Origin of the sequence: Streptomyces longwoodensis, from assembly GCF_001514125.1 — a bacterium.
Taxonomy (GTDB): Bacteria; Actinomycetota; Actinomycetes; order Streptomycetales; family Streptomycetaceae; genus Streptomyces; species Streptomyces longwoodensis.
Map to the genome: position 1 here is coordinate 154,462 of NZ_KQ948554.1, position 11,882 is coordinate 166,343.

At 72.0% G+C, this 11,882-nt stretch carries 9 protein-coding genes; 4 read left to right on the forward strand and 5 right to left on the reverse strand.

Translation table 11 applies throughout. The features are described 5' to 3' along the window. The first annotated feature begins 15 nt into the window (after positions 1-15). From AQJ30_RS18535 to mshC, 3 genes are all read left to right on the forward strand, one after another. Positions 16-606 (forward strand): DUF3090 domain-containing protein, encoded by a 591-nt coding sequence (locus AQJ30_RS18535; RefSeq protein ID WP_067235141.1) that lies wholly within the window; start codon positions 16-18, stop codon positions 604-606. After that, positions 570-1,412: an SCO1664 family protein gene (locus AQJ30_RS18540; RefSeq protein WP_079084138.1), complete on the forward strand. Its 843-nt coding sequence runs from the start codon at positions 570-572 to the stop codon at positions 1,410-1,412. The genes AQJ30_RS18535 and AQJ30_RS18540 overlap by 37 nt, the downstream gene beginning before the upstream one ends. Before the next feature lie 171 nt (positions 1,413-1,583). After that, positions 1,584-2,813, forward strand: a complete 1,230-nt coding sequence (gene mshC, locus AQJ30_RS18545) for a cysteine--1-D-myo-inosityl 2-amino-2-deoxy-alpha-D-glucopyranoside ligase (RefSeq protein WP_067235145.1) — start codon at positions 1,584-1,586, stop codon at positions 2,811-2,813. A 120-nt stretch (positions 2,814-2,933) separates the two neighbouring features. Here mshC and AQJ30_RS18550 read toward each other — a convergent pair whose 3' ends face one another. From AQJ30_RS18550 to AQJ30_RS18570, 5 genes are all read right to left on the reverse strand, one after another. Then, entirely contained in the window at positions 2,934-3,914 is a 981-nt protein-coding gene (locus tag AQJ30_RS18550) for a PAC2 family protein (protein ID WP_067235149.1), read from the reverse strand. Positions 3,915-4,131: 217 nt separating this feature from the next. Then, entirely contained in the window at positions 4,132-5,748 is a 1,617-nt protein-coding gene (locus AQJ30_RS18555) for a glycerol-3-phosphate dehydrogenase/oxidase (protein WP_067235150.1), read from the reverse strand. Positions 5,749-5,790: 42 nt separating this feature from the next. Next, positions 5,791-7,329 carry a glycerol kinase GlpK gene (glpK, locus tag AQJ30_RS18560; protein ID WP_067235152.1) on the reverse strand — a complete coding sequence of 513 codons (1,539 nt, stop codon included), beginning with the start codon at positions 7,327-7,329 and terminating at the stop codon, positions 5,791-5,793. Between the two features lie 110 nt (positions 7,330-7,439). After that, on the reverse strand, positions 7,440-8,234 hold the full coding sequence (locus AQJ30_RS18565) for an MIP/aquaporin family protein (RefSeq protein WP_067235154.1): 795 nt from the start codon (positions 8,232-8,234) through the stop codon (positions 7,440-7,442). A 360-nt stretch (positions 8,235-8,594) separates the two neighbouring features. Then, a complete protein-coding gene (locus tag AQJ30_RS18570) occupies positions 8,595-9,368 on the reverse strand; it encodes an IclR family transcriptional regulator (protein ID WP_067235156.1) in 774 nt (257 codons plus the stop codon). Between the two features lie 354 nt (positions 9,369-9,722). Here AQJ30_RS18570 and AQJ30_RS18575 point away from each other — a divergent pair. Beyond that, positions 9,723-11,882 (forward strand): homocysteine S-methyltransferase family protein (locus AQJ30_RS18575; RefSeq protein ID WP_159052344.1); only part of this gene is annotated, 2,160 nt, incomplete at its 3' end.

Genomic DNA, 11,882 nt, shown 5'->3' on the forward strand with positions numbered 1-11,882 from the left:
CCATGGAGACAGGACGTGTCCCGTCAGGTGTTCCTCTACGACCCCCCGGACCGCTTCGTGGCCGGTACGGTCGGACTGCCCGGGCGCCGTACCTTCTTCCTCCAGGCGACCGCCGGCACCCGCGTGACCAGCGTGGCCCTGGAGAAGACCCAGGTCGCAGCGCTCGCCGAGCGCATGGACGAGCTGCTGGACGAGGTCGTACGCCGGAGCGGCGGCAGCGCCGCCGTACCCGCGGTGGCGCCCGCCGAGAACGCCGACACCGCTCCCCTCGAGACACCCGTCGAGGAGGAGTTCCGGGTCGGCACGATGGCCCTCGCCTGGGACGGCGAGGAGCAGCGCATGATCGTCGAGGCGCAGGCCCTCGTGGAGCTCGACGCCGAGTCCGAGGAGGACCTCGCCGAGGCCGAGGAGCGGCTCCTGCAGGACGAGGAGAACGGGCCCCCGATGCTGCGGGTCCGGCTCACCGGATCCCAGGCCCGGGCGTTCGCCAAGCGCGCCCTCGACGTCGTCAACGCCGGCCGGCCGCCGTGCCCGCTGTGCAGCCTGCCGCTCGACCCGGAAGGACACGTATGTCCGCGCCAGAACGGATACCGCCGCGGGGCGTGACCACCACCGACCCGGCCGCCGCGGACCTCCTCGCGCGCGGGGAGCTCACCGTGCGCGGCCGCATCCGCGACGCCTCCAACGCGGCCCTGTACTGCACCGTGGCCCTCGACGGCCGCGAAGCCGCCTGCGTCTACAAGCCGGTGGCCGGCGAGCGGCCCCTGTGGGACTTCCCCGACGGCAACCTCGCCCGGCGCGAGGTCGCCGCGTACCGCGTGTCCGAGGCGACCGGCTGGGGCCTCGTACCGCCCACCGTGCTGCGCGACGGGCCGTACGGCGAGGGCATGTGCCAGCTGTGGATCGAGGTGGCCGCCGAGGCCGACGCGCCCGACCTGCTCGCCCTGGTGGACGCCGAGGAGCCCGAGCCGGGCTGGAAGGCCATCGGCCTCGCCGACGTCGGCGAGGGACGCACCGCGCTGCTGGTGCACGCCGACGACGAACGGCTGCGCCGGCTCGCCGTGCTCGACGCGGTGATCAACAACGCCGACCGCAAGGGCGGCCACCTGCTGCCCACCGCCGACGGCCGGCTCCACGGCATCGACCACGGCGTCACCTTCCACGTCGAGGACAAGCTGCGCACCCTCCTGTGGGGCTGGGCGGGGGAGTCCCTGACCGGCGAGGCCCTGGACGTCCTCAAGGGCCTCAGGAGCGCCCTGGAGCCCGGCGGACAGCTCACGGCGGCGCTCGCCGAGTTCCTGACGCCCGCGGAGGTCGACGCCACGCGCGCGCGGGTCGAGGCGCTGCTGACCTCCGGCCGGCACCCGGAGCCCGGCGGGGAGTGGCCCGCGATCCCCTGGCCACCCGTATAGCCGCACAAGCGGACAGAAGCTCCCGGGCCGGGATCCTCCCCCTCGAACCGGTGTGCACCCCCGCACAGCGGCCCCACCTGCACATCCGCCCGGAATCCACAAGAACGCCTTCCCGGTCATCCGGACCGCACCGGTTCGTATACCGAACTCCGGTCCGGTTAGGCTCATGACATGCATGCCTGGCCCGCTTCCGAGGTCCCCGCCCTGCCTGGTCAGGGCCGCGACCTGAGGATCCACGACACCGCGACCGGCGGTCCTGTCACCCTCGACCCCGGTCCCGTCGCCCGCCTCTACGTCTGCGGCATCACGCCGTACGACGCCACCCACCTGGGGCACGCGGCGACGTACAACGCGTTCGACCTCGTCCAGCGCGTGTGGCTCGACACCAAGCGGCAGGTCCACTACGTCCAGAACGTCACCGACGTCGACGACCCGCTCCTGGAGCGCGCCCAGCGGGACGACGTCGACTGGGTCGCCCTCGCCGAGAAGGAGACCGCCCTCTTCCGCGAGGACATGACCGCCCTGCGGATGCTCCCGCCGCGCCACTACATCGGCGCCGTCGAGGCGATACCCGGCATCGTCCCGCTGGTGGAGCGCCTGCGGGAGCTCGGCGCCGCCTACGAGCTCGAGGGCGACGTCTACTTCTCCGTCGAGTCCGACCCGCACTTCGGCCAGGTCTCGCGCCTCGACGCCGCCGCCATGCGGCTGCTGTCCGCCGAGCGCGGCGGCGACCCCGACCGGCCCGGCAAGAAGAACCCGCTCGACCCGATGCTGTGGATGGCCGCCCGCGAGGGCGAGCCCAGCTGGGACGGCGGCTCGCTCGGCCGCGGCCGCCCCGGCTGGCACATCGAGTGCGTCGCCATCGCCCTCGACCACCTCGGCATGGGCTTCGACGTCCAGGGCGGCGGCTCCGACCTGGCCTTCCCGCACCACGAGATGGGCGCCTCGCACGCCCAGGTGCTCACCGGCGAGTTCCCCATGGCGAAGGCGTACGTCCACGCCGGCATGGTCGCCCTGCACGGCGAGAAGATGTCCAAGTCCAAGGGCAACCTCGTCTTCGTCTCGCAGCTGCGCCGCGACGGCGTCGACCCGGCCGCGATCCGGCTCGCCCTGCTCGCCCACCACTACCGGGCCGACTGGGAGTGGACCGACCAGGTGCTCGCCGACGCCCAGGCCCGCCTCGGCCGCTGGCGCGCGGCGGTGTCCCGGCCCGACGGCCCGCCCGCCGACGCCCTGGTGGAGGAGATCCGCGTGGCCCTGGCCGCCGACCTGGACGCCCCGGCGGCGCTGGCCGCGGTGGACCGCTGGGCGGAGCTCCAGGACGCACAGGGCGGCACCGACACGGCCGCCCCCGGCCTCGTCTCCCGCGCCGTGGACGCCCTGCTGGGCGTGGCGCTCTGAGCGACGCCTGACCCGAACGCGCCGAGGGGCGCGCTTCCCGCGGGAAGCGCGCCCCTCACCCCTCAATGCGTCGAGGCCGCCGAGAAGTTCCCGCAGCGGACCCCCGTCAGCCTCCGGGCGTCAGTCCTCGGACGGCCGGTCCCCCGACGCGCCGTCGTCCTCGCCGCTCGGCTTCGGCGGCTTCGGGGGCCGCGTGCGCTCCCCGGGGCCCTCCCGCCGGTAGGGCGGCGTACCCGGGCCCGTGTCGCCGTCGGCCGGGCCGCCGTCGCGGCGCCGCAGGTACCGTTCGAACTCCCGCGCGATCGCCTCACCGGACGCCTCCGGCAGCTCGGCGGTGTCCCGGGCCTCCTCCAGCGTCTGCACGTACTCGGCGACCTCGCTGTCCTCCGCGGCCAGCTGGTCCACGCCCACCTGCCACGCACGCGCGTCCTCGGGCAGCTCGCCCAGCGGGATGCGCACGTCGATCAGGTCCTCCAGCCGGTTCAGCAGGGCCAGCGTGGCCTTCGGGTTCGGCGGCTGCGACACGTAGTGCGGTACGGCCGCCCACAGGCTCACCGCCGGCACGCCCGCGTGCGTGCACGCCTCCTGCAGGACACCGACGATGCCCGTGGGCCCCTCGTACTTGGTCTCCTCCAGGTCCATCCGGCGGGCCAGGTCCGGGTCGGACGTGGTGCCGCTGATCGGCACCGGACGCGTGTGCGGGGTGTCACCGAGCAGGGCACCCAGGACGACCACCAGCTCCACGCCCAGCTCGTGCGCGAAGCCCAGCAGCTCGTTGCAGAACGAGCGCCAGCGCATGGACGGTTCGATGCCCCGGACCAGGACCAGGTCCCGCGGCTTCTCGCCGCCGACGCGCACCACCGACAGTCTCGTCGTCGGCCAGGTGATCTTGCGTACGCCCGCGTCCATCCACACCGTGGGACGGTTGACCTGGAAGTCGTAGTAGTCCTCGGCGTCGAGCGCCGCGAACACCTCGCCCTTCCACTCCCTCTCGAGATGCGCGACCGCGGTGGAGGCGGCGTCGCCGGCATCGTTCCAGCCCTCGAACGCGGCCACCATGACCGGGTCGATCAGCTCGGGAACCCCCTCGAGCTCGATCACCCAGCGCCTCCTTCCGACGTGCCCTCGCCTGACCACCCAACCTTACGGCGTGCGGCGGGGGCGCCCGCAGCCCCCTTGCACCGGGGACGAACGGATCACTGCCCCGATCCCCACCGGTGAACACCACCGGCGCGTGAAGATCGACGACGCGCCCCGGACAGCCCGAAGGGGCGGCCCCGCCGCTGCGGAGACGCCCCTTCCGGTCCGGCCGGGCCGGTCACTTCCCGTCGAGCACGTCCTGCACCTTCGCGCGGACCTCGTCCGTGGCCAGGCCGCGGATGGTCAGCGTCGTCCGGCGGCGCAGCACGTCGTCCGCCGTCTCGGCCCACTCGTGGTCCCGGGCGTAGACGACCTGGGCCCAGATCTCGGGGGCGTCGGGGTGGACGCGGCGGCCCAGCTCCGGGTCCTCGTTCGCCAGGCGGGCGATGTCGAAGGCCAGCGAGCCGTAGTGGGTCGCCAGGTGCTTGGCAGTGTCGGCCGCCATGCGCGGGCCGGGCGCCGGGTTGTCGACGAGCAGCCGGTGGGCGACCGCGCGCGGGTTGGCGACACCCGGCAGCGGCAGCTTCTTCGGCAGCGAGGCGATCGGTTCGAAGTCGTCGCCCAGCGGGTGACCGGGCAGCGCCTCCAGCTTCTTCATCACCGTGCGGCCGATGTGCCGGAACGTCGTCCACTTGCCGCCCGCGACGGACAGCATCCCGCCGCGGCCCTCGGTGACGACCGTCTCGCGCTTGGCCTTGGCGGTGTCGCCGGGGCCGCCCGGCAGCACGCGCAGACCCGCGAACGAGTACGTGATCAGGTCACGGGAGAGCTGCTGGTCCCGGACCGAGAACGCGGCCTCGTCCAGGATCTGGGCCATGTCCTTCTCGGTGACCGAGACGTCCGCCGGGTCGCCCTCGAACTCCTCGTCGGTGGTGCCGAGCAGCAGCATGTCCTCCCAGGGGAGGGCGAAGGTGATCCGGTACTTGTCGATGGGGGTCGCCAGGGCGGCCTTCCACGGGGAGGTCCGCTTCAGGACCAGGTGCGCGCCCTTCGACAGCCGGATCGACGGCGCCGCATCCGGGTCCTCCATCCTGCGCAGGTGGTCGACCCACGGGCCGGTCGCGTTGAGCACCAGCCGGGCGTTGACGCCGAACTCGTCGCCCGTCGTGCGGTCCTTCAGGTCCGCGCCCGTCACGCGGCCCCGGGTGAACCGGAGCCCTGTCACCTCGGCGTGGTTGAGGACGACCGCGCCCGACTCGACGGCCGCGCGGACCGTCATCAGCGCCATGCGCGCGTCGTTCATCTGGTCGTCGCCGTAGACGGCCACGGCCTTGAGGTTCTCCGTGCGCAGCTCCGGCACGTCCTGCGCCGCCTTGGCGGGGGAGAGCAGGTGGCCGACGCCGTCGCCGAACGCGGAGAGCGCGGAGTAGGCGAACACGCCCGCCCCGAGCTTCGCCGCGCCGTGCGGCCCGCCCTTGTACACGGGGAGGTAGAAGGTCAGCGGGTTCGCCAGGTGGGGGGCCACCTGGCGGGAGACCGCACGGCGCTCGAAGTGGTTCTCCGCCACCAGCTTCACCGCGCCGGTCTGCAGGTAGCGCAGACCGCCGTGGAGGAGCTTGGAGGAGGCGGAGGAGGTGGCGCCGGCGAAGTCGCCGGCGTCGACCAGGGCCACCCTGAGGCCGGACTGCGCGGCGTGCCAGGCGGTGGAGATGCCCAGGATGCCGCCACCGATCACGAGGAGGTCGTACGACGCCTTAGAGAGCTGCTCCCGGGTCTCGGCTCGGCTCGGGGCGGAGCCGGAGGACGGGTGCGTCCCCAGGGCAGGCACGGACTGCAGGGTGGACTGAGTGGTCATGTCGGGTACTTACTCCTCGTCAGAGCTGTCGCGGGGGGCAGCTCAGCTCTCGTCCTCGATCCAGCCCATGGTCCGCTCGACGGCCTTGAGCCAGTTCTTGTACTCACGGTCGCGGGTCTCCGCGTCCATGCGGGGGGTCCACTCGGCGGCCCGGCGCCAGTTGGCGCGCAGGTCGTCGGTGCTGTTCCAGAAGCCGACGGCGAGACCGGCGGCGTAGGCGGCGCCCAGGCAGGTCGTCTCGGCGACCATCGGGCGCACCACGGGCGCGTCCAGGACGTCCGAGAGGGTCTGCATCAGCAGGTTGTTCGCCGTCATGCCGCCGTCGACCTTGAGGGTCACCAGCTCGACGCCGGAGTCCTTCACCATGGCGTCGGCGATCTCCCGGGTCTGCCACGCGGTGGCCTCCAGGACGGCCCGCGCGAGGTGCGCCTTGGTCACGTACCGGGTGAGGCCGGCGATCACACCGCGGGCGTCGGAGCGCCAGTGCGGGGCGAACAGGCCGGAGAAGGCGGGCACGAAGTAGGCGCCGCCGTTGTCCTCGACCGACAGCGCGAGCGTCTCGATCTCGGCGGCGGTGGAGACCAGGCCCATCTGGTCGCGCATCCACTGCACCAGCGAGCCGGTGACGGCGATCGAGCCCTCCAGGGCGTAGACCGTGTCCTGGTCGCCGATCTTGTAGCCGACGGTGGTCAGCAGGCCGGCGTACGAGTTGATGATCTTCTCGCCGGTGTTCATCACCATGAAGGTGCCGGTGCCGTACGTCGACTTGGTCTCGCCCTCGGAGAAGCAGGTCTGGCCGAACAGGGCCGCCTGCTGGTCGCCGAGCGCGGAGGCGACCGGGATGCCGCCGAGCAGGTCGCCCAGCTTGCCGCCCTTGATCTCGCCGTAGACCTCGGCCGAGGAGCGGATCTCCGGCAGGATCTGCAGCGGCACGCCGATCGACTCGGCGATCCGCTCGTCCCACTCCATCGTGTGGAGGTTCATCAGCAGGGTGCGGGAGGCGTTGGTGACGTCGGTGACGTGCCGGCCGCCGTCGACACCGCCGGTGAGGTTCCAGATGACCCAGCTGTCCATGGTGCCGAAGAGGATGTCGCCGGCCTCGGCGCGCGCCTCGAGGCCCTCGACGTTCTCCAGCAGCCAGCGGGCCTTGGGGCCGGCGAAGTAGGAGGCGAGGGGCAGGCCCGTCTCGCGGCGGAAGCGGTCCTGGCCGACGTTGCGGCCGAGCTCGCGGCACAGGGCGTCGGTGCGGGTGTCCTGCCAGACGATGGCGTTGTGGACGGGCTCACCGGTGTTCTTGTCCCACAGCACGGTGGTCTCGCGCTGGTTGGTGATGCCGATGGCCTTGATGTCGTCGCGGGTGATGCCGGCCTTCTCGACGGCGCCGGCGACGACCTCCTGGACGTTGGTCCAGATCTCGGTGGCGTCGTGCTCGACCCAGCCCGGCTTGGGGAAGATCTGCTCGTGCTCCTTCTGGTCGACGGAGACGATGCGCCCGTCGCGGTCGAAGACGATGCAGCGGGAGGATGTGGTGCCCTGGTCGATGGCGGCGATGAAGGGGCCGGCGGTGTGGGCGTCGGTCACTGTGTGCTCCTGGGGATTCCGTGGTCTTGAGGGCTTGTACGTACGGCGTGCGCCGGGAGTTTCGTGCTCCTCACCCGATCGGGCGAAGCGTGGTGCCGAAAACTCGGTGACTAGGCGAAAGCCACGTTGTAGATGCCTGCCGCGAGGGCGCCGCCGATCAGCGGGCCGACCACGGGGACCCAGGCGTAGCTCCAGTCGGAGCCGCCCTTGTTGGGCAGGGGCAGGAGGGAGTGCACGATGCGCGGACCGAGGTCACGGGCCGGGTTGATCGCGTAGCCGGTCGGTCCGCCGAGGGACAGGCCGATGGAGACCACCACGAGCGCGGTGATCAGCGCGCCCAGGTTGCCGAGGCCGTTGCCCTTGTCGTTCAGGCCCTGCGTGAGCACGGCGAGCACCAGCACCACGGTGCCGATGATCTCGGTGGCGAGGTTCTGCACCGCGTTGCGGATCTCCGGGCCGGTGGAGAAGACGCCCAGGACCGGGCCGGCGCCCTTCTCCTGGGCCTCGACGGCCTTGGCCGCCGTGGCCTGCGCACCCGGGCCGCCGACGATCTCCCGGTCGGTGAGGTGCGCGTGGAACTGGCCGTAGTAGGCGGCCCAGACCAGGGTCGCGCCGATCAGGGCGCCGAGGATCTGTCCGCCCCAGTACGCCGGCACGTTGCTCCAGTCGCCGTCCTTGATGGCGAGGGCGAGCGTCACGGCCGGGTTGAGGTGGGCGCCCGACAGGGGCGCCGAGGTGTAGACCGCGGTGAGCACGGCGAAGCCCCACCCGAAGGTGATGGCGAGCCAACCGGCGTTGCGGGCCTTGGAGGCCTTCAGCGTGACGGCGGCGCAGACACCGCCGCCGAGCAGGATGAGTATGGCGGTACCGATGGTCTCGCCGATGAAGATGTCGGAGCTGGACACCCGCGACTCCTTTGTCCTTCGTCCAGGGAAGCCGATCCCCGGGTCCCGCCGGGGATCTGGCGCCCTCGGTGATGAGAGCGATGCCGGCCCTTGGCGTTGTCACACTCTAGCGCGTATTGCCGGTAGGTGTTCGACAATGCCGACCGATGGACGGGAGTCTTGCTGTGGCGTTACGCACCCGTCAAGAGTCCTGTTATCGAAAGCACGATCGTTATTGATCGCCCTGTGCTATCGATCTCCGCAGGCCGGACCGAGGGTCATCCCTTTTGTCCGGTGGAGGGTAGATAAAAACCGGAACGCCTGCCAGGCGTCCCGGTGGGAAAGGTGGTCCGGCCCCCGGGCAGCGCCCGGGGTGACCGTTCAGAAGCGGCCGGCGCCCAGGTCCCGTGACACCGCGCGGGCACAGTCCCGCACCGCCGCGATCAGCTCGGGCCGCAGCGCGCCCTCCTCGTCGGGCCGGCACAGCCGCTCCACGGCGCCGGTGATGCCGACCGCGCCGACCGGCATGCGCCGCCGGTCGTGGATGGGGGCGGCGATGGACGCGACGCCCTCCCAGGTCTCCTCCACGTCGGCCGCGTAACCCCGCGCACGCGTGATGTCCAGGAGCTGCTCGAAGTCGTCCAGGTCGCACACGGTGCGGTCGGTGAACGCCTTGCGGTCGGCCTCCAGGGCCTCACTGTGCGCCACCGGGTCGTAGGCCGACAGCACCTTGCCCAGGGCGGTGGAGTGCAACGGCTGCATGGCGCCGATCTCCAGCACCTGCCGGCTGTCGTCGGGACGGAAGACGTGGTGCACGATCAGCACGCCCTGCTGGTGCAGCACGCCCAGGTGGACGCTCTCGCCGCTGGAACGGGCCAGGTCGTCCGTCCAGACCAGGGCCCGGGCCCGCAGCTCGTGCACGTCCAGGTACGTAGTTCCCAGGCGCAGCAGCTCGGCGCCCAGCTGGTAGCGGCCGGAGGCCTCGTCCTGCTCGACGAACCCCTCCTGCTGGAGGGTGCGCAGGATGCCGTGGGCGGTGCCCTTGGCCAGGCCGAGCGACGAGGCGATGTCCGACAGGCCGAGCCGCCGCTCGCCGCCCGCGAGCAGCCGCAGCATCGCGGCCGCCCGTTCGAGCGACTGGATGTTCCGTGCCATCGCCGTCCTGCCTCCGTCCCCTTCGACCGTCCGGCCCCGCGGCCGTCCCGCCCGTGCCCGCACGGACGCGCCGTCGGGCGTCCGCCCGCATGCGCGCAGTGCGAACTGTCACCGTTCGGCAATGTCGAACACTACCGGTCCATGCCGACCTCCTGCCAATGGTCCGACGGCATGCGTTCCGACTTCGGTCCCCCGGCAGTGGCCCGGCGGTCACCGGCGTCCGCCCCGTGGACGCCCTGACCATATGCCCTCCGTCCCGGCTACCCTGACGGCGTGCGCTCTCCCCGCGAGCCGCCGTGCACGCATCCTGGGAGAGGCAAAGCCGACAGCCGTCGCACCCGAGGGAGCCCTTCCATGGCCTCTGTGCCGCCGACCCCTTCCGCCGACAGCCGGGCCCGTGTGTCCGCGCTCCGTGAGGCCCTCGCCACCCGTGTGGTGGTCGCCGACGGGGCGATGGGCACGATGCTCCAGGCCCAGGAGCCCACGCTGGAGGACTTCCAGCAGCTCGAGGGCTGCAACGAGATCCTCAACGTCACCCGGCCCGACATCGTGCGCTCGGTGCACGAGGCGTACTTCGACGCCGGGGTCGACTGCGTGGAGACCAACACGTTCGGCGCCAACCACGCGGCCATGGCCGAGTACGACATCGCCGACCGCGTCGAGGAACTGTCGGAGGCCGGCGCCCGCATCGCCCGCGAGGCCGCCGACGCCCACACGGCCCGCGACGGCCGCCAGCGCTGGGTGCTGGGGTCGATCGGCCCGGGCACCAAGCTGCCCACCCTCGGTCACGTGCCCTACGGCACGATCCGCGACGGCTTCCAGCAGAACGCCGAAGGCCTGCTGGCCGGCGGCGCCGACGCCCTGATCGTGGAGACCACGCAGGACCTGCTGCAGACCAAGGCGTCGGCGCTGGGTGCCCGGCGCGCGATGGAGGCGACGGGCGTCGAGGTGCCGCTGCTGGTGTCGATGGCGTTCGAGACGACCGGCACGATGCTGCTCGGCTCCGAGATCGGCGCCGCCCTGACCGCACTGGAGCCGCTGGGCATCGACATGATCGGCCTGAACTGTTCCACCGGCCCGGCCGAGATGAGCGAGCACCTGCGCTACCTCACGCGGCACGCCCGGATCCCGCTGCTGTGCATGCCGAACGCGGGCCTGCCCATCCTCACCAAGGACGGCGCCCACTTCCCGCTCGACCCCGAGGGCCTGGCGGACGCCCAGGAGAACTTCGTCCGCGACTACGGCCTCAACCTGGTCGGCGGCTGCTGCGGCACCACCCCCGAGCACCTGCGCCGGCTCGTCGAGCGCGTGCGCGACGCCGCTCCCGCCGAACGCTCCCCGCAGCCCGAGCCGGGCGCGGCCTCCCTCTACCAGGCGGTCCCGTTCCGGCAGGACACCTCCTACCTGGCGATCGGGGAGCGCACCAACGCCAACGGCTCGAAGAAGTTCCGTGAGGCGATGCTCGCGGGCCGGTGGGACGACTGTGTGGAGATCGCCCGCGAGCAGATCCGTGAGGGCGCGCACATGCTGGACCTGTGCGTCGACTACGTGGGCCGGGACGGGGTCGCGGACATGCGGGAGCTGGCCGGGCGCCTGGCGACGGCCTCGACGCTGCCGATCGTGCTGGACTCCACCGAGGTCGACGTCATCCAGGCGGGCCTGGAGAAGCTGGGCGGCCGCGCGGTGATCAACTCGGTGAACTACGAGGACGGTGACGGCCCCGAGTCGCGGTTCGCGAAGGTGACGCGGCTGGCGAAGGAGCACGGGGCGGCGCTGATCGCGCTGACCATCGACGAGGAGGGCCAGGCCCGCACGCCGGAGAAGAAGGTGGAGATCGCCGAGCGGCTGATCGCCGACCTGACGGGGAACTGGGGGATCCGCGAGGGGGACATCCTCATCGACACCCTGACGTTCACGATCTGCACGGGTCAGGAGGAGTCCCGCAAGGACGGCATCGCGACCATCGAGGCGATCCGCGAACTCAAGCGCCGCCACCCCCAGGTGCAGACCACGCTGGGCCTGTCGAACATCTCCTTCGGCCTGAACCCGGCCGCGCGCATCCTGCTCAACTCCGTCTTCCTCGACGAGTGCGTCAAGGCCGGCCTGGACTCCGCCATCGTCCACGCCAGCAAGATCCTGCCGATCGCGCGGTTCAGCGAGGAGGAGGTCCGCACGGCCCTGGACCTGATCCACGACCGGCGCAGTGAGGGCTACGACCCGCTGCAGAAGCTGATGCAGCTGTTCGAGGGGGCGACGGCGAAGTCGCTGAAGGCGGGCCGGGCCGAGGAGCTGACGGCGCTGCCGTTGGAGGAGCGGCTGAAGCGGCGCATCATCGACGGTGAGCGCAACGGCCTGGAGGCCGATCTGGACGAGGCGCTGCGGACGCGGCCGGCCCTGGACATCGTCAACGACACGCTGCTGGACGGGATGAAGGTCGTGGGGGAGCTGTTCGGCTCCGGGCAGATGCAGCTGCCGTTCGTGCTGCAGTCCGCCGAGGTGATGAAGGCGGCCGTA